Source organism: Serinicoccus shuyuelongi, from assembly GCF_045032955.1.
Classification (GTDB): domain Bacteria; phylum Actinomycetota; class Actinomycetes; order Actinomycetales; family Dermatophilaceae; genus Ornithinicoccus.
Genome location: NZ_JBJFZU010000008.1, coordinates 100607 through 119535 on the forward strand (window position 1 = coordinate 100607; position 18929 = coordinate 119535).

At 68.7% G+C, this 18929-nt stretch carries 13 protein-coding genes; 1 reads left to right on the forward strand and 12 read right to left on the reverse strand.

From position 1 onward, the window contains the following. Positions 1-31 precede the first annotated feature (31 nt). From tuf to rplJ, 8 genes are all read right to left on the reverse strand, one after another. Positions 32-1225 carry an elongation factor Tu gene (gene tuf, locus ACI3EY_RS11235; protein ID WP_405036472.1) on the reverse strand — a complete coding sequence of 398 codons (1194 nt, stop codon included), beginning with the start codon at positions 1223-1225 and terminating at the stop codon, positions 32-34. A 112-nt stretch (positions 1226-1337) separates the two neighbouring features. After that, positions 1338-3440 carry an elongation factor G gene (gene fusA, locus ACI3EY_RS11240; protein WP_405036471.1) on the reverse strand — a complete coding sequence of 701 codons (2103 nt, stop codon included), beginning with the start codon at positions 3438-3440 and terminating at the stop codon, positions 1338-1340. Positions 3441-3485: 45 nt separating this feature from the next. Next, positions 3486-3956 carry a 30S ribosomal protein S7 gene (gene rpsG / locus ACI3EY_RS11245; RefSeq protein WP_405036470.1) on the reverse strand — a complete coding sequence of 157 codons (471 nt, stop codon included), beginning with the start codon at positions 3954-3956 and terminating at the stop codon, positions 3486-3488. Further along, a complete protein-coding gene (rpsL, locus tag ACI3EY_RS11250) occupies positions 3956-4330 on the reverse strand; it encodes a 30S ribosomal protein S12 (RefSeq protein WP_010148679.1) in 375 nt (124 codons plus the stop codon). The genes rpsG and rpsL overlap by 1 nt, the downstream gene beginning before the upstream one ends. Before the next feature lie 393 nt (positions 4331-4723). Further along, complete coding sequence (locus ACI3EY_RS11255; RefSeq protein ID WP_405036469.1) at positions 4724-8650, reverse strand: DNA-directed RNA polymerase subunit beta'; 3927 nt, start codon at positions 8648-8650, stop codon at positions 4724-4726. A 122-nt stretch (positions 8651-8772) separates the two neighbouring features. Beyond that, a complete protein-coding gene (gene rpoB / locus ACI3EY_RS11260; RefSeq protein ID WP_405036468.1) occupies positions 8773-12246 on the reverse strand; it encodes a DNA-directed RNA polymerase subunit beta in 3474 nt (1157 codons plus the stop codon). Positions 12247-12711: 465 nt separating this feature from the next. Then, complete coding sequence (gene rplL, locus ACI3EY_RS11265; RefSeq protein ID WP_405036467.1) at positions 12712-13098, reverse strand: 50S ribosomal protein L7/L12; 387 nt, start codon at positions 13096-13098, stop codon at positions 12712-12714. A gap of 75 nt (positions 13099-13173) precedes the next feature. Continuing rightward, on the reverse strand, positions 13174-13815 hold the full coding sequence (gene rplJ / locus ACI3EY_RS11270) for a 50S ribosomal protein L10 (protein ID WP_405036466.1): 642 nt from the start codon (positions 13813-13815) through the stop codon (positions 13174-13176). A 306-nt stretch (positions 13816-14121) separates the two neighbouring features. Here rplJ and ACI3EY_RS11275 point away from each other — a divergent pair, with 306 nt between their 5' ends. Next, positions 14122-15420: an MFS transporter gene (locus ACI3EY_RS11275; protein WP_405040461.1), complete on the forward strand. Its 1299-nt coding sequence runs from the start codon at positions 14122-14124 to the stop codon at positions 15418-15420. A 157-nt stretch (positions 15421-15577) separates the two neighbouring features. Here ACI3EY_RS11275 and ACI3EY_RS11280 read toward each other — a convergent pair whose 3' ends face one another. The 4 genes from ACI3EY_RS11280 to nusG all read right to left on the reverse strand — a co-directional run bounded on the left by ACI3EY_RS11280 (position 15578) and on the right by nusG (position 18897). Beyond that, positions 15578-16540 carry a type IV toxin-antitoxin system AbiEi family antitoxin domain-containing protein gene (locus ACI3EY_RS11280; RefSeq protein ID WP_405040462.1) on the reverse strand — a complete coding sequence of 321 codons (963 nt, stop codon included), beginning with the start codon at positions 16538-16540 and terminating at the stop codon, positions 15578-15580. Positions 16541-16695: 155 nt separating this feature from the next. After that, on the reverse strand, positions 16696-17412 hold the full coding sequence (gene rplA, locus ACI3EY_RS11285) for a 50S ribosomal protein L1 (RefSeq protein ID WP_405036463.1): 717 nt from the start codon (positions 17410-17412) through the stop codon (positions 16696-16698). A 114-nt stretch (positions 17413-17526) separates the two neighbouring features. After that, the gene (gene rplK, locus ACI3EY_RS11290; RefSeq protein WP_405036462.1) at positions 17527-17958 is read right to left on the reverse strand and encodes a 50S ribosomal protein L11; all 432 of its coding nucleotides are present in this window, start codon (positions 17956-17958) and stop codon (positions 17527-17529) included. Between the two features lie 84 nt (positions 17959-18042). Further along, positions 18043-18897 carry a transcription termination/antitermination protein NusG gene (gene nusG, locus ACI3EY_RS11295; protein WP_405040463.1) on the reverse strand — a complete coding sequence of 285 codons (855 nt, stop codon included), beginning with the start codon at positions 18895-18897 and terminating at the stop codon, positions 18043-18045. Positions 18898-18929 lie beyond the last annotated feature (32 nt).

Consider the following 18929-nt stretch of genomic DNA (forward strand, 5'->3'; position numbering starts at 1 on the left):
CCTCGCCGTGCGGGGCGGGGAACTCAGATCCTCACTTGAGGATCTTGGTGACCCGACCGGCGCCGACGGTGCGGCCACCCTCACGGATGTTGAACATCAGGCCGTCCTCCATGGCGATCGGCTGGATGAGCTCGACCTTCATGTCGGTGTTGTCGCCCGGCATGACCATCTCGGTGCCCTCGGGGAGGTGCACGACGCCGGTCACGTCCGTGGTACGGAAGTAGAACTGCGGGCGGTAGTTGTCGTAGAACGGCGTGTGACGGCCACCCTCGTCCTTGGACAGGATGTAGGCCTGCGCCTCGAACTCGGTGTGCGGGGTGATGGTGCCCGGCTTCACGATGACCTGGCCGCGCTCGACGTCCTCACGCTTGGTGCCACGCAGCAGCAGACCGACGTTCTCGCCCGCACGACCCTCGTCGAGCAGCTTGCGGAACATCTCGATGCCGGTGACGGTCGTCTTGGTCGAGCCAGGACGGATACCGACGATCTCGATCTCCTCGTTGACCTTGAGGATGCCGCGCTCGATACGGCCGGTGACGACGGTTCCACGACCGGTGATCGTGAAGACGTCCTCGACGGGCATCATGAACGGCTTGTCCAGGTCACGCTCGGGCTCGGGGATGTACTCGTCCACCGTGTCCATGAGCTCGAGGATGCTCTGGCCCCACTTCTCGTCGCCCTCCAGCGCCTTCAGCGCGGAGATGCGCACGACCGGCAGGTCGTCACCCGGGAACTCGTAGGAGGACAGCAGCTCGCGGACCTCCATCTCGACGAGCTCCATGATCTCCTCGTCGTCCACCATGTCGGCCTTGTTCAGGGCCACCACGATGTAGGGGACGCCGACCTGGCGGGCCAGGAGGACGTGCTCCTTGGTCTGCGGCATCGGACCGTCGGTCGCCGCGACCACGAGGATCGCACCGTCCATCTGCGCCGCGCCGGTGATCATGTTCTTCACGTAGTCGGCGTGACCGGGGCAGTCGACGTGCGCGTAGTGGCGCTTCTCGGTCTGGTACTCGATGTGCGCGATCGAGATCGTGATCCCGCGCTGCTTCTCCTCCGGAGCCTTGTCGATGGAGTCGAAGGCCGACTCCTCGTTCAGGTCCGGGTACTTGGTGTGCAGCACCTTGGAGATGGCAGCAGTCAGGGTCGTCTTACCGTGGTCGATGTGACCGATGGTGCCGATGTTGACGTGCGGCTTGCTCCGCTCGAACTTGGCCTTCGCCACTTGGGTGTCCTCCTGGACTTGCGATGTGCGACCGTCATCGGCGCGGGGCCGTGACGACGTTCAATGGATGGGTGTTGCTCGGTCCATCACTCCGCGGACGGAGTGAGTCAGCTCACTCGCCGCGGACCTTCTTGATGATCTCCTCCGCGACGTTCCGGGGAACCTCGGCGTAGGAGTCGAACTGCATCGTGTAGTTGGCGCGTCCCTGGGTCTTGGACCGAAGGTCACCAACGTACCCGAACATCTCGGAGAGCGGCACGACACCGCGGACGACCTTGGCGCCCGAGACGTCCTCCATGGACTGGATCTGGCCACGGCGCGCGTTGATGTCGCCGATGACCTCACCCATGTACTCCTCCGGGGTCCGGACCTCCACGGCCATGGTCGGCTCGAGCAGGACCGGGTCGGCCCGACGCGACGCCTCCTTGAAGGCCATCGAGCCGGCGATCTTGAACGCCATCTCCGAGGAGTCGACGTCGTGGTAGGCGCCGTCCAGCAGCGTGGCCTTGATGCCCACCACCGGGTAGCCGGCCTGGATGCCGAGCTGCATGGCGTCCTGCATGCCGTGGTCGACCGAGGGGATGTACTCCTTCGGCACACGACCACCGGTGACCGCGTTCTCGAACACGTAGAGCTCACCGTCGGTGGTCTCCATCGGCTCGAGCCGGATCTGGACCTTGGCGAACTGGCCCGACCCACCGGTCTGCTTCTTGTGGGTGTAGTCGTACTTCTCGACCGTCTTGCGGATGGTCTCCCGGTAGGCGACCTGGGGGGCGCCCACGTTCGCCTCGACCTTGAACTCACGCTTCATCCGGTCGACCAGGATGTCCAGGTGGAGCTCGCCCATCCCGCCGATGACGGTCTGGCCGGTCTCCTCGTCCAGCTTCACGGAGAAGGTGGGGTCCTCCTCGGCGAGCTTCTGGATCGCCGTGGACAGCTTCTCCTGGTCGCTCTTGGTCTTGGGCTCGATCGCCACGTGGATGACCGGCTCCGGGAAGCTCATCGACTCCAGCAGCACCGGCTTGGCGCTGTCGGAGAGGGTGTCCCCGGTGGTCGTGTTCTTGAGGCCGATCATCGCGTAGATGTGGCCGGCGGTTGCGAACTCGACCGGGTTCTCCTTGTTGGAGTGCATCTGGAACAGCTTGCCGATGCGCTCCTTGGAGCCCTTGGTGGCGTTGAGCACGCCGGTTCCGGCCTCGACCCGGCCCGAGTAGACCCGGACGTAGGTGAGACGACCGAAGAACGGGTGCGTCACGACCTTGAAGGCCAGCGCCGCGAAGGGCTCGTCGGAGGAGGGCTTGCGGATGATCTCGACCTCCTCGTCCTTGACGTCGTGGCCGACCATCGGCGGGACGTCCAGGGGCGAGGGCAGGTAGGAGATGACGGCGTCGAGCATGGGCTGCACGCCCTTGTTCTTGAACGCCGAGCCGCACAGCACCGGGTAGGCCTGGGAGGTGACGGTCAGCTCGCGGATCCCCGCGACCAGCTCGTCCTCGGTCAGCTCACCGGCGTCGAGGTACTTCTCCATCAGCTCGTCGGTGGACTCCGCGACCTGCTCCACGAGCTTCTCGCGGTACTCGGCGGCCTTGTCCTGCAGGTCGGCCGGGATCTCCTCGACGGTGTAGTCCTCACCGATCGCGACCTCGCCGCGCCAGGTGAGGGCGCGCATCTTGACCAGGTCGACGACGCCGATGAAGTCGTTCTCGGCACCGATCGGCAGCTGGATCACCAGCGGAGTCGCGCCCAGGCGGTCCTTGATGGTCTGCACGGTGAAGTAGAAGTCCGCACCGAGCTTGTCCATCTTGTTGACGAAGCAGACGCGCGGGACGTCGTACTTGTCCGCCTGGCGCCACACCGTCTCGGACTGCGGCTCCACGCCCTCCTTGCCGTCGAAGACGGCGACCGCACCATCGAGCACCCGCAACGACCGCTCCACCTCGACGGTGAAGTCGACGTGCCCGGGGGTGTCGATGATGTTGATCTGGGAGTCCTTCCAGAAGCAGGTCGTCGCGGCCGACGTGATGGTGATGCCGCGCTCCTGCTCCTGCTCCATCCAGTCCATCGTGGATGCACCGTCGTGGGTCTCACCGATCTTGTAGTTGATACCGGTGTAGAACAGGATCCGCTCGGTGGTCGTCGTCTTGCCGGCATCGATGTGAGCCATGATGCCGATGTTGCGGACCTTGTTGAGGTCCGTGAGGACGTCGAGTGCCACAGTCTCTCTTCTCTGGTTCGGGTCGGGAAGGGTTCGGGGTGCCGCTTACCAGCGGTAGTGCGCGAACGCCTTGTTGGCGTCAGCCATCTTGTGGGTGTCCTCGCGGCGCTTGACCGCGGCACCCAGACCGTTGCTGGCGTCGAGGATCTCGTTCATCAGCCGCTCGGTCATCGTCTTCTCACGGCGCTGCCGCGAGTAGCCGACCAACCAGCGCAGGGCCAGGGTCGTGGACCGGTTCGGCTTGACCTCGATCGGCACCTGGTAGGTGGCGCCACCGACGCGGCGGGACTTCACCTCGAGGGCGGGCTTGACGTTGTCCAGCGCGCGCTTGAGGGTCTGCACCGGGTCCGTGCCGGACTTGGCGCGGCAGCCCTCCAGGGCGCCGTAGACGATGCGCTCGGCGGTGGACTTCTTGCCGTCGGTCAGGATCTTGTTGACCAGCTGGGTGACCAGGGTCGAGCCGTAGACCGGGTCGTTGATCAGCGGACGCTTGGGAGCAGGGCCCTTACGAGGCATTACTTCTTCTCCTTCTTCGCGCCGTACCGGGAGCGGGACTGGTTGCGACCCTTGACACCCTGGGTGTCGAGCGAGCCACGGATGATCTTGTAGCGGACACCGGGCAGGTCCTTCACCCGGCCACCGCGCACGAGCACGATCGAGTGCTCCTGCAGGTTGTGACCGACACCCGGGATGTAGGCCGTCACCTCGACGCCGCTGGTCAGCCGCACACGGGCGACCTTGCGCAGGGCGGAGTTCGGCTTCTTGGGGGTGGTCGTGTAGACGCGGGTGCAGACGCCGCGGCGCTGCGGGTTGCCCTTGAGGGCCGGGGAGTTGGTCTTCTTGACCTTGTCCTGCCGGCCCTTGCGGACAAGCTGGTTGATCGTAGGCACTGATTCTCCGTCAGTCGTCGTGGTCTCTCGTGCGCCCGGGCTGCTGCCCGTGGCACGCTCCTTGGGTTGTGCGCTCCCGGCGCACCCGACCTCGGGTGTGTCGGTCACGCTGCTCCCCCCTGCACTTCCCGTCCTGCTCCGGTGCGCCGCAGCTGCGGCACGGGGACCAGGGCGGGCTGCCCGGCGGGAGGTGGTGCGGGTGAGGTGCACCCGCTCGCGTGCAGGACCTAGCCCACACACGGCTCTCCAGACTACCGGCAGCCGGGGGGTCCGGCCAAATCATCACCGGGCGGCGGCAGCGGCCGCCCGGGCGTGGGGACCGACCCGGGACAGACGCCAGGGGCGGGTATGCCGTGGGTCACGGCATACCCGCCCCTGGCGGTGCTCAGCTGCTCAGAAGCGGCGGTCGTCGACCGGGACGTCGTCGAGGCGCACGGCCTCGCCGCTGCCCTGGCCGAAGGCACCCGCGTAGTCGAAGTCCTCGTAGTCCGGCACCGCGTAGGCCTCGGCCTTCGCCTCCTCCGTGGGCTCCACGGTGAGGTTGCGGTAACGGTTCAGGCCGGTCCCGGCGGGGATCAGCTTGCCGAGGATGACGTTCTCCTTCAGGCCCAGCAGCGGGTCGCTCTTGGCCTCCATCGCGGCCTCGGTGAGGACGCGGGTGGTCTCCTGGAAGGAGGCCGCCGACAGCCAGCTGTCGGTCGCCAGCGACGCCTTGGTGATGCCCATCAGCTCCGGACGACCGGAGGCCGGACGTCCGCCCTCGGAGACGACCCGACGGTTCTCGGTCTCGAAGCGCCCACGCTCGGCGAGGGTGCCCGGGAGGAGCTCGGTCTGGCCGGCCTCGATGATCGTCACCCGACGCAGCATCTGCCGGACGATGACCTCGATGTGCTTGTCGTGGATCGACACGCCCTGCTGGCGGTAGACACCCTGCACCTGGTCGACCAGGTGCTGCTGGGTGGCCCGCGGACCGAGGATGCGCAGCACCTGCTTCGGGTCGATCGCGCCGACCACCAGCTGGGTGCCGACCTCGACGTGGTCGCCGTCGGCGACCAGCAGGCGGGCCCGCTTGCTGACCGGGTAGGCGTGCTCGTCCGAGCCGTCGTCCGGGGTGAGCAGGAGGCGACGGCTCTTGTCCGTGTCCTCCACCTCGATCCGGCCGGTCGCCTCGGCGATCGGGGCGACCGCCTTCGGGGTGCGTGCCTCGAAGAGCTCGACCACACGCGGCAGACCCTGGGTGATGTCGTCACCGGCCACACCACCGGTGTGGAAGGTCCGCATCGTCAGCTGGGTGCCGGGCTCACCGATCGACTGCGCCGCGATGATGCCCACGGCCTCGCCGATGTCGACCAGCTTGCCGGTCGCCAGGCTGCGGCCGTAGCACTTCGCGCAGGTGCCGACCAGCGACTCGCAGGTCAGGACCGAACGGACCTTGACCTCCTCGACACCGGCCGCGACCAGGCGGTCGATGACCACGTCGCCGAGGTCCATGCCGTTCTCGGCCAGCACCTCGCCGTCCACCTCGACGTCACCCACCAGCGAGCGGGCGTAGACCGAGGTCTCCACGTCGTCGTGCTCGCGCAGCGCGCCGTCGGCGCCCCGCTGGGCGATCGGCATCACGAAGCCGCGGTCGGTGCCGCAGTCGTTCTCGCGGATGATGACGTCCTGGCTGACGTCGACCAGACGACGGGTGAGGTACCCGGAGTCGGCGGTCCGCAGCGCGGTGTCCGCCAGCCCCTTACGGGCGCCGTGCGTCGAGATGAAGAACTCCAGGACGGACAGGCCCTCGCGGAAGTTCGACTTGATCGGACGCGGGATGATCTCGCCCTTCGGGTTGGCCATCAGGCCACGCATACCCGCGATCTGCCGCAGCTGGAACCAGTTGCCTCGGGCGCCCGAGGTGACCATCCGGTAGATGGTGTTGTCCTTGGGCATCGTCGTCTCGAGCTCCTTGGCCACCTCGTTGGTCGCCTGGGTCCAGATCTCGATGAGCTCCTGACGGCGCTCGTCGTCGGTGATCAGACCACGCTCGTACTGCAGCTGCACCTTCGCGGCCTTGGCCTCGTAGGTGGACAGGATCTCGATCTTGCGCTCCGGCGTCTGCACGTCCGAGACGGCCACCGTGGTGCCCGAGCGGGTCGCCCAGTAGAAGCCGGCGTCCTTGAGCGAGTCCAGGCTGGCCGCGACCTGCGCCTTGGTGTAGCGCTCGGCCAGGTCGTTGACGATCCCGGACAGACGCTTCTTGTCGACGACCTCGTTGACGTAGTCGTAGTTCGGCGGCAGCGCGTCGTTGAAGAGCGCGCAGCCCAGCGTGGTCTCCATGACGAAGGTCTCGACGACCCCGTCCTCGCTCACCACCGCGTCCTCGGACAGCTCGAAGCCCAGCGGCGGTGCCGTCTGGTTCAGGCGCAGCCGGATCTGGGTGCCCAGACCGATCTGCCCGGCGTCGAAGGCCATCTGGGCCTCCGCCACGGAGCCGAAGCTGCGCAGGTGCTTGGTGCCGTCCTCGTCCACCAGCCAGGCCGCGCCGGGGTCACCGGCGAGGGTCGGCGAGGTGAGGTGGAACAGGCCGATGATCATGTCCTGGGTGGGCATGGTCACCGGTCGGCCGTCGGCCGGCTTGAGGATGTTGTTGGAGCTGAGCATGAGGATCCGGGCCTCGGCCTGCGCCTCCGCGGACAGCGGCAGGTGGACCGCCATCTGGTCGCCGTCGAAGTCGGCGTTGAAGGCGGTGCAGACCAGCGGGTGGATCTGGATGGCCTTGCCCTCGACCAGCTGCGGCTCGAAGGCCTGGATGCCCAGGCGGTGCAGGGTGGGTGCCCGGTTGAGCAGCACCGGGTGGTCGGTGATGACCTCTTCCAGCACGTCCCAGACGACCGGCCGGCCACGCTCCACCATCCGCTTGGCGGACTTGATGTTCTGCGCGTGGTCCAGGTCCACCAGGCGCTTCATCACGAACGGCTTGAACAGCTCCAGCGCCATCTGCTTGGGCAGACCGCACTGGTGCAAGCGCAGCTGCGGGCCGACCACGATGACCGAACGGCCGGAGTAGTCGACGCGCTTGCCCAGCAGGTTCTGCCGGAAGCGACCCTGCTTCCCCTTGAGCATGTCGGACAGCGACTTCAGGGGCCGGTTGCCCGGGCCCGTCACCGCGCGGCCGCGACGGCCGTTGTCGAAGAGGCTGTCGACGGCCTCCTGCAGCATCCGCTTCTCGTTGTTCACGATGATCTCGGGGGCGCCGAGGTCGAGCAGCCGCTTGAGGCGGTTGTTGCGGTTGATGACGCGGCGGTAGAGGTCGTTGAGGTCGGAGGTCGCGAACCGGCCACCGTCCAGCTGGACCATCGGCCGCAGGTCCGGCGGGATGACCGGGACGCAGTCCAGGACCATGCCGGCCGGCTCGTTCTTGGTGTGCTGGAAGCTGCTGACGACCTTGAGCCGCTTGATGGCGCGGGTCTTGCGCTGCCCCTTGCCGTTGGCGATGATCTCGCGCAGCGAGTCGGCCTCGGCGTCCAGGTCGAAGCTCTTGAGGCGCTTCTGCAGCGCCGCGGCACCCATGCCGCCCTCGAAGTACATGCCGAAGCGGTCACGCATCTCGCGGTAGAGGATCTCGTCGCCCTCGAGGTCCTGGACCTTGAGGTTCTTGAACCGGTCCCAGACCTGCTCCAGGCGCTCGATCTGCGCGTCGGCGCGACGCCGGATCTGGTTCATCTCGCGCTCGGCGCCGTCCTTGACCTTGCGCTTGGCGTCGGACTTGGCGCCCTCGGCCTCCAGCTCGGCGATGTCGGACTCGAGCTTCTTGGCGCGGGTCTCGACGTCGGAGTCACGCCGGGTCTCCAGCTGCTTCTTCTCGGTCTGGATCTGCGCCTCGAGGCTGGGCAGGTCGTCGTGACGACCGTCCACGTCCACGTGCGTGATCATGTAGGCCGCGAAGTAGATGACCTTCTCCAGGTCCTTCGGCGCCAGGTCCAGCAGGTAGCCCAGCCGGCTCGGGACACCCTTGAAGTACCAGATGTGGGTGACCGGGGCGGCGAGCTCGATGTGGCCCATCCGCTCACGGCGCACCCCGGCCCGGGTCACCTCGACGCCGCAGCGCTCGCAGATGATGCCCTTGAAGCGGACCCGCTTGTACTTGCCGCAGTAGCACTCCCAGTCCCGGGTGGGGCCGAAGATCTTCTCGCAGAAGAGGCCGTCCTTCTCGGGCTTCAGGGTGCGGTAGTTGATGGTCTCCGGCTTCTTGACCTCGCCGTGGGACCAGGTGCGGATGTCCTCGGCCGTGGCCAGGCCGATCCGCAGCTCGTCGAAGAAGTTGACGTCCAGCACTTCGTGCTCCCTTGTCGTCAGGTATGCATTAAAGAATTCGTTCTGCTTTGTCGCCGGGCGGAGCTGTCGGGCTCCGCCCGGCGACCTACGTGCGAGGAGCGGGCGCTACGCGCGCTCCTCGATCAGACTTCCTCGACCGAGGAGGGCTCGCGGCGGCTCAGGTCGATCCCGAGCTCCTCGGCGGCGCGGAACACCTCGGTGTCCGACTCGCGCAGGTCGATGTGGCTGCCGTCCGAGGAGAGGACCTCGACGTTCAGGCACAGCGACTGCATCTCCTTGATGAGCACCTTGAAGGACTCCGGGATCCCCGGCTCGGGGACGTTGTCGCCCTTGACGATCGACTCGTAGACCTTCACCCGGCCGGTGACGTCGTCCGACTTGATGGTGAGCAGCTCCTGCAGCGCGTAGGCGGCGCCGTAGGCCTCCAACGCCCACACCTCCATCTCACCGAAGCGCTGTCCACCGAACTGCGCCTTACCACCGAGCGGCTGCTGGGTGATCATCGAGTACGGACCCGTGCTGCGCGCGTGGATCTTGTCGTCCACGAGGTGGTGCAGCTTGAGGATGTACATGTAGCCGACGGAGATGTCCTCGGGGAACGGCTCGCCGGAGCGACCGTCGTAGAGCTTCGTCTTGCCGCTGCGACCGATCAGCCGGTCGCCGTCACGGGTCGGGGTCGTCGAGTCGAGCAGACCGGCGATCTCCTCCTCGCGGGCGCCGTCGAAGACCGGGCTGGCGACCCGGGTCCGGGGCGGTGCGGTGCGGGCGTCCGACGGGATCAGCTCGGCCCACTCGGGGTTGTCGACGATCTCCCAGCCCTGCGCCGCGGCCCAGCCGAGGTGCAGCTCCAGGATCTGGCCGATGTTCATCCGGCCGGGCACGCCCAGCGGGTTGAGGATGACGTCCACCGGGGTGCCGTCCTCCAGGAACGGCATGTCCTCGACGGGCAGGATGCGCGAGATGACGCCCTTGTTGCCGTGCCGGCCGGCGAGCTTGTCGCCGTCGGTGATCTTCCGCTTGTTGGCGACGTAGACGCGCACCAGCTGGTTCACGCCCGGGGGCAGCTCGTCACCCTCCTCGCGGTCGAACACCTTGACGCCGATGACCGTGCCGGTCTCGCCGTGCGGGACCTTCATCGACGTGTCGCGGACCTCGCGCGCCTTCTCGCCGAAGATGGCGCGCAGCAGGCGCTCCTCCGGGGTCAGCTCCGTCTCGCCCTTGGGCGTGACCTTGCCGACCAGCAGGTCGCCGTCGCGGACCTCGGCACCGATGCGGATGATGCCGCGCTCGTCCAGGTCGGCCAGCACGTCGTCGGAGACGTTCGGGATGTCCCGAGTGATCTCCTCCGGACCCAGCTTGGTGTCACGGGCGTCGATCTCGTGCTCCTCGATGTGGATCGAGGAGAGCACGTCGTCCTGCACCAACCGCTGGGACAGGATGATCGCGTCCTCGTAGTTGTAGCCCTCCCACGGCATGAACGCGACGAGCAGGTTGCGTCCTAGCGCCATCTCGCCACCGTCGGTGGCGGGACCGTCGGCGATGAGCTGACCCGCCTCCACGCGGTCACCCACGTCCACCCGGACCTGCTGGTTGTAGCAGTTGCCCTGGTTGGAGCGGGTGAACTTGTTGATCCGGTAGGACTGGTAGGTGCCGTCGTCGTTGGCGACGGTGACCAGGTCCGCGGAGACCTCCTGGACCCCGCCGGGCTTGATGGCCCGGACGACGTCGCCGGAGTCGAGCGCGGCGCGGTGCTCCATACCGGTCCCGACCAGCGGGGCCTCGGCCTGGACCAGCGGCACCGCCTGACGCTGCATGTTGGCACCCATCAGGGCGCGGTTGGCGTCGTCGTGCTCGAGGAACGGGATCATCGCGGTCGCGGCGGAGACCATCTGGCGCGCCGAGACGTCCATGTAGTCCACGTCCTCGGCGGGCACGTCGACGGCCTCGCCGTCACGGGCCCGGACCAGCACGCGCTCGTCGAGGAAGGTGCCGTCGTCAGCCAGCTGGGCGTTGGCCTGCGCGATGACGAAACGGTCCTCCTCGCCGGCCGAGAGGTAGTCCACGACGTCGGTGACCTTGTTGTCCTTGACCCGCCGGTAGGGGGTCTCGACGAAGCCGAACGGGTTGATCCGGCCGTAGGAGGCCAGCGACCCGATCAGACCGATGTTCGGTCCCTCAGGGGTCTCGATCGGGCACATCCGGCCGTAGTGGCTGGTGTGGACGTCACGGACCTCCATGCCGGCCCGGTCACGGGACAGGCCGCCGGGGCCCAGCGCCGAGAGACGACGCTTGTGGGTGAGCCCGGAGAGCGGGTTGTTCTGGTCCATGAACTGGGACAGCTGGCTGGTGCCGAAGAACTCCTTGATGGAGGCGACGACCGGCCGGATGTTGATCAGCGTCTGGGGCGTGATCGCCTCGACGTCCTGGGTGGTCATCCGCTCGCGGACGACGCGCTCCATCCGGGACAGGCCGGTACGGACCTGGTTCTGGATGAGCTCGCCGACGCTGCGCAGACGACGGTTGCCGAAGTGGTCGATGTCGTCGACCTCGGCCGGTACCTCGCCGCTCGGGCTGGGCACCGTGACCTCGCCGGCGTGCAGCGCGACGAGGTACTTGATGGTGGCCACGATGTCGTCGATGGCGAGCACCGAGTCACCCAGCGGCGCCTGCTGACCCAGCTTGCTGTTCAGCTTGTACCGGCCGACCTTGGCCAGGTCGTAGCGCTTGGGGTTGAAGTAGAGGTTCTCCAGCAGCGTCTGCGCGGCCTCCTTGGTGGGCGGTTCGCCCGGACGCAGCTTGCGGTAGATGTCGAGCAGCGCCTCGTCCTGGTTGGTGGTGTGGTCCTTCTCCAGGGTGAGGCGGATCGACTCGTAGTCGCCGAACTCCTCGAGGATCCGCTCGTTGGTCCAGCCCAGGGCCTTGAGCAGGACGGTGACGCTCTGCTTGCGCTTGCGGTCGACGCGCACGCCCACCTGGTCGCGCTTGTCGATCTCGAACTCCAGCCAGGCGCCGCGGCTCGGGATGACCTTGGAGGAGTAGATGTCCTTGTCGGAGGTCTTGTCGAGGCTGCGCTCGAAGTAGACGCCCGGGCTTCGCACCAGCTGGGAGACGACGACACGCTCGGTGCCGTTGACGATGAACGTGCCGCGCGGGGTCATCAGCGGGAAGTCGCCCATGAAGACCGTCTGGCTCTTGATCTCACCGGTGGAGTTGTTGATGAACTCCGCGGTCACGAAGAGCGGCGCGGAGTAGGTCATGTCCTTCTCCTGGCACTCCTCCACCGTGTACTTCTGCTCCTCGAACCGGTGGTCCCGGAAGCTGAGCGACATGGAACCGGAGAAGTCCTCGATCGGGGAGATCTCCTCGAAGATCTCCTCCAGACCGGAGGCGGCCGGGATGTCGTCACGTCCCTCGGCCTGGGCAGCGGCGACCCGCGCCTGCCAGGCCTCGTTGCCCAGGAGCCAGTCGAAGCTCTCCGTCTGGAGAGCGAGGAGGTCTGGGACCTCCATCGGCTCCCGGATCTTTGCAAAGCTCAGGCGGCCGGACGCCGTCTGAGCGGTGGACACAGTCTTCTTCGCAGTGCGCGAGGCAGCCAAGGATGGTCCTTCCACGGGCCTATGGTTGAGCGGCGGTCAGGCGTGACCAGGACCTGCTTCGGATACAGCGCGATTCGAGGGTGTCAGGCGCCTCGGTCGACCGGCCGGGGCGCGCACCGACGCATCTAGCGGAGATCGGAGACAGGTGCAGGGCAGCGCAAAGTACGACTGTACACGGATGACTGACCCGACGTCCAATCGGGACGACGGGGTGCTCGGTCTCCGATGCCGGCGTCGGGGGCGGCCGCGCCCCCGGGATCGTCCCGGCACCTGCCCACCGGCAGTTGCGTGACTCGATGGTGCTCCCTCCCCCACCCTCCCGTCAAGCAATGGTCCGGGCGTGCCCCCCTCGCACAGGGCCCGGAACGCGACGCGGGCGGGGTCGCACCCGTGGGTGCGACCCCGCCCGAGGCGGAGTGGAGCGTCCGGGTCAGCCGTGAGTCACCTCACGACGCCCGGCGCGGCTCACTTGAGCGTGACGGTGGCGCCAGCGCCCTCGAGCTGCTCCTTGGCCTTGTTCGCGGCGTCCTTGTCGACCTTCTCCAGGACCGGCTTCGGCGCCCCGTCGACGAGGTCCTTGGCCTCCTTGAGGCCCAGGGAGGTCAGCGCACGGACCTCCTTGATGACCTGGATCTTCTTGTCGCCCGCGGCCTCGAGGACGACGTCGAACTCGTCCTGCTCCTCGACGGCGGCGGCCTCGCCACCACCGGCCGGACCGGCGGCCGCGACGGCGACCGGGGCGGCGGCGGTGACCTCGAAGGTCTCCTCGAAGACCTTGACGAACTCGGACAGCTCGATGAGGGTCATCTCCTTGAACTGCTCAAGGAGCTCCTCGGTGCTCAGCTTCGCCATGGTGGCGTTCCTTCCTCTTCTGTGCCGTGAGTGGCGTTGTGATGGTGAACCGGACCGTGCCCCGTGGGGCTCGGCTCAGCTCTCGTCGCCACCCTCGGCGACGTCGGTGGTCGCCTCGGCCGGAGCCTCGGCGGGGGTGTCGGCCTCGGCCGACGGAGCCTCGTCGGCAGCAGCCGACTCGGACCCTGCGGTGGAACCGCCCTGCGCCTCGACCTTCGCGCGCAGCGCGTCGACCACCCGTGCGGTGGAGGACAGCGGTGCGGCGAACAGGCCGGCGGCCTTGGACAGGTTGCCCTTCATGGCACCTGCCAGCTTGGCCAGCAGGACCTCGCGGGACTCGAGGTCCGCGAGCTTGGTGATCTCGGCGGGCGTCAACGGCGCACCGTCGAAGACACCGCCCTTGATGACCAGGGCCGGGTTGGCCTTGGCGAAGTCACGCAGACCCTTGGCGACCGCGACCGGGTCACCGGTCACGAAAGCAATGGCCGTGGGGCCCTGGAGGTGCTCGTCGAGTCCGTCGATACCGGCCTCGGCAGCAGCACGCTTGGTCAGCGTGTTCTTCACCACGGCGTAGGTGGCGTGCTCACGGACGGTGTTCCGCAGCTCGGTGATCTGACTCACCTTGAGGCCGCGGTACTCCGTCAGCACGGCCGCACCGGAGCTGCGGAACTTCTCCGTCAGCTCGGCGATGGCAGCAGCCTTCTCGGGCGTCGCCATACTGGCCTCCTTCACGTCGTGGTGCCGGATACCCCCCGGCCCGACACGACAAGAGCCCCGGCGCAGGCGCCAGGGCTCATCAGGTCTGCGTCGGCATACCGCCGCAGCTCAAGCTCGTGTCACCTACGCTGGCGTCCCTGTCGTGGGAACCTTCGGCCGACATGGTCCAGGACGTCTGCACGTCCGGGGCACGCCGACAACCGGCGGTCTGTGGGTATGCCCCTCAGGGTAGGGCATCGCGCGCGGCACGGACAAATCCGGCAGCACGACGCGGCCCCCTGGGCGGTCCCGGGGGATGATGGTCCGATGCACGAACCCCCCGCAGAGCACGTCTACCACCGGCTGGTGCAGCCGGACCCCGCTGCCGAGCAGGAGTTCGGCGGCAGCGGCCGGGTGGCCGCCGGGGGCGTCCGCCTGATCGTCGCCAACGCCCTGCAGAACGTCGGCGACCAGGTGGTGAACGCCAAGACCGTCCTCCCCTGGTTGTTCTCCGTGCTGGGGGCCCCCGCGGCGATGGTGGCGCTGCTGGTGCCGCTGCGGGAGTCCGGGTCGATGCTGCCGCAGGCCGCGCTGGCGCCGCGGGTGGCCGCACGCCCGCGCCGCACCCGGGTGTGGATGCTGGGCGCGGCCGTCCAGGGCGTGTCCACGCTGGGGATGGCCGCCGCCGCGGTGCTGCTGGTGGGCGCACCCGCCGGGGCGGCCGTGCTGGTGGCACTGACCTGCTTCGCCCTGGGCCGTGCGCTGTGCTCGATCGCCGCCAAGGACGTGCAAGGACGCAGCGTGCCCAAGGGGCAGCGCGGACAGGTGACCGGCACGGCCACAGCCATCTCCGGCGTGGCCGCGATCGCCGTGGGGCTGGGTCTGCACGCCCTCGGACCGTCGCTGTCGGCCGGCACCCTGGCCGCCTTCCTGGTCGGTGCCGCGCTGGCCTGGTGCGTCGGCATCGTCGTCTATGCCGGGATCCCGGAGGAGCCTGCGGCCGACGCGCAGGAGCACGCGCCCTGGTGGCGGGACACGGTGGACCTGCTGCGCGGTGACCGGGCCTTCCGGTCCTTCGTGCTGGCCCGGACACTGCTGCTGGTGTCGGCCCTGGCGCCGCCCTTCATCGTGACCCTGGCCGTGGACGCAGGCGGGTCCGTGCTGGCGGGGCTGGGCTCCTTCGTGATCGCCCAGGGCGTGGCGTCGGCCGTGGGGGGTCGGGTCTTCGGCCGGCTGGCCGACCGGTCGAGCCGCCTGGTGATGGTGCTCGGGTCGCTGGTCGCCTCGCTGGCCGTCCTCGTCGTGGTGCTGGTGGTCGCGCTGGCGCCGGACGGCTCGGTCGTGCTGCCGGTGACGTTGGTCGGGGCATACCTGGTGATCAGCCTGGTGCACGTGGGCGTCCGGGTCGCCCGCAAGACGTATGTCGTGGACGTCGCCGAGGGCGACCAGCGCACCCGCTACGTGGCGGTGTCGAACACCGCGATGGGGCTGGTGCTGCTGGTCACCGGTGCCGTCAGCGCCGGGCTCGCGCTCTTCGGCCAGCTGCCCGCCCTGGTCTTCCTCGCGGTGCTGGGGCTCCTCGGGGCGGCCGTGTCGTGGCGGCTGCCCGAGGTCTCGAAGGGCTGAGGGCCGCAGGGCCGTCATACTCAAGGGCGCGGTCCCCCGAGTCCCCAGCCCCACGACACCAGGCGCCACGCCAGGCAGATCCGCGCAGGTTCTGACGGCGGCGGATCCAGGGTTTCCTGGCGACATGGGGCCTGTGGGGCGTGTGGGCGGTGGTGGCTCAGGAGGCCGGGCCGGTGAGAGCTCGCGCGTGGGTGCCGGGCCGGGCAGCAGCTCTGGCGAAGGCGGCGTGCAGCTTGCCGGCGACCGTGGCACCCGAGGCGAGGTCGGCCCAGGTGAGCCGGACGACCTCGTAGCCGAGCTCGCGCAGGCGGTCCTCCCGGACCTTCTCGGCGCGCAGGGCCGCCGCGTCCCCGTACTTCAGCATCCCGTCGAACTCCACGACCACTCCGGCGTCGCGGAAGAGGAAGTCGACCCGGGCCACGAACGCCCCGGCGGCGTCCCGGATCTCGGCCTGCTGCTCGGGGTCGGGCAGGCCGACCAGCACGAAGACCCACCTGCAGCGGGACTCCCCCGCCGACTCGCTGCGCGCCGAGGCCAGCTCGATCATCCTGAGTGCACGGCCGCGACCGGTCACCGGGCCGAGCGCGGCAGCAGCGACGTCCAGGGCGGCGCGGTCGATGACGCCCGTGTGCAGCGCGGCGTCCGCGCTCACCAGGCCGGCCTCGACACCGAAGCGGGACGCCACCTGCAGGCAGGCCATCGCCGGGACCACGCAGCGGGTGCCCTCGCGGTCGGCGAGGAAGGGTGACGGCACCTGCTGGTGCACCACCACCGTGCGGTCGGCACGGGAGCGCCCCGGGACGGTGCGGACCAGGTGCACGCGCTCGTCGACGCCGTGCACCCCGATGCCCTGGACGGCGAGGGCGCTGTGATGGCTCAGCGCCACCGCCGCCCCGGCGCGTTCCCGCGCCACGGCACGAGCCCGGAGGTGGTGCCGGTCCCAGGGCGGGGCGGCCCGCCAGAGCTCGCCGTCCACGAAGGTCCCCCGGCGCAGGCGCACCAGGCGCCCGCGAGCGACCAGGTCCCGGACCGCCTCGGACCCGAGGCCCAACGCCTCGAGGTCCCGGGTGCCGGCGACCCCTCGGTGGGTGGCCAGCAGCAGGCTCAGCGCGTCATCCATCCGCCCAGGGTGGGCGAACGGCCGGCGCCGTGGTGTCTCTGAGGTGCGTGCGACCCCTCAGGGCCGTAAGCGCCCCTGGGGTCGGGGCGCATACGGGCGTGGGGACGACAGAGGCCCCCGGCGAGCTCTCGCTCACCGGGGGCCTCGTCGACCGCTCACTCGCCTGCGGCGACCTCCACCACGGAGCCCACGCGCGACGGGTCCAGCGGGATGCCGGGGCCCATCGTGGTGGCCATCGTGGCCTTGGTGACGTACCGGCCCTTGGAGCTGGACGGCTTGAGCCGCAGCACCTCTTCGATGGCCGCACCGTAGTTCTCCGCCAGCGTGGCCTCGTCGAACGAGGTCTTGCCGATGATGAAGTGCAGGTTGCTGTGCTTGTCGACGCGGAACTCGATCTTGCCGCCCTTGATGTCGGAGACGGCCTTGCCGGTGTCCATCGTCACGGTGCCGGTCTTCGGGTTCGGCATCAGGCCGCGGGGGCCCAGGATCTTGCCCAGACGGCCGACCTTGCCCATCAGGTCCGGGGTCGCGACCACGGCGTCGAAGTCGGTCCAGCCGCCGGAGACCTTGTCGATCATGTCGTCCGAGCCGACGTAGTCGGCACCGGCCTCGCGGGCGGCCTCGGCCTTGTCGCCGTTGGCGAAGACGAGGACGCGGGCGGTCTTGCCCGTCCCGCCGGGCAGGTTGACGGTGCCACGGACCAGCTGGTCCGCCTTGCGCGGGTCGACGCCCAGTCGCAGGGCGACCTCGACGGTCGCGTCGTAGGTGGTGGTGCTGGTCTCCTTGGCCAGGCGGATCGCCTCACGAGGGGTGTAGAGCGTGCCCTCGGTGAGCTTGTCCGCCGCGGCGCGGTAGGCCTTGCTGCGCTTCATCGTGCACTCCATTCGGTGTGGTGGGAGCTGTGGTCGTACGGGCCGGCGCAGGCCCTGCCACAGTGCGAGGTATGCCGTGCCGCCCGGGGGGCGGACCGGCATACCTCAGGGTGATCACTCGGTGGTGACGCCCATCGAGCGCGCGGTGCCGGCGATGATCCGCTTGGCCATCTCCAGGTCGCTCGCGTTGAGGTCCTGCATCTTCATCTCCGCGATCTCGGTGAGCTGCGCGTCGGTCAGCTTCGCGACCTTCGTCTTGTGCGGCTCACCGGACCCCTTGGCGACGCCGGCAGCCTTCTTGATCAGCTCGGCGGCCGGCGGGGTCTTGGTGATGAAGGTGAAGGAACGGTCCTCGAAGACCGTGATCTCGACCGGGATGACGTTGCCACGCTGGGACTCCGTCGCGGCGTTGTAGGCCTTGACGAACTCCATGATGTTGACACCGTGCTGACCCAGCGCCGGCCCGACGGGCGGGGCGGGGGTGGCGGCACCGGCCTGGATCTGCAGCTTGATGAAGCCGGAGACCTTCTTGCTCTTGGGGGGCATGCTGATTTCTCCTTCGTCGGTGGGCCGACGCCGTGGGCGATGACCCGGTTGCAGTCCGGGGCGCGGGTCCGCGCCCCGGGGGGATCAGATCTTGGCGACCTGGTTGAACGACAGCTCGACCGGGGTCTCGCGGCCGAAGATCGAGACCAGCACCTTGAGCTTGTTGCTCTCGGGCAGGATCTCGGAGATCGTGGCGGGAAGGGTCTCGAACGGACCCTCCATGACGGTGACGGACTCGCCGACCTCGAAGTCGACCTGCGGCTGCGCGGAGCGGGAGGACCCGGAGTCCTGCTGGCCGGAGGCGGCGGAGGATCCGGCGGCCGGGGCCGGGGTGTCGAAGGTCGGGGCCAGCATGGAGACGACCTCGTCGATCGAGAGCGGCACCGGCTGGTGGGCGTTGCCGACGAAGCCGGTGACGCCGGGCGTGTGCCGCACGGCTCCCCACGACTCGTCGGTGAGCTCCATCCGGACCAGCACGTAGCCGGGCATCCGGACGCGGCGCACCTGCTTGCGCTGGCCGTTCTTGATCTCGGTCACCTCTTCCATGGGGACCTCCACCTCGAAGATGTAGTCCTCCATGTTGAGGCTGGTGATACGGGTCTCCAGGTTGTGCTTCACCCGGTTCTCGTAGCCGGCGTAGGAGTGCACGACGAACCAGTCGCCGTACTTGCCGCGCAGCACCGAGGTGAACTCCTCCAGGGGGTCCACCACGGCCTCGGCGTCGTCGCCGTCCTCGTCGGCCGGCTCCGCACCCTCGGGCGCCGGGTCGGCGACCGGCTCGGAGTGAACCTCGTCGTCCTCCCCGTAGACGGCGTCCTCCACGGGGTCGGTCGCCGAGGAGTCGGTGGCACCGTCCGCCGCGGACGCGACGTCGAGGTCGGCGTCCTGCACGGACTGTTCGGCGGTGACCTGGTCATGGTCAGGGGTGTGCTCGGACATGCCCTACTTCCTCAGGTGTGGTGCCTCGGCGC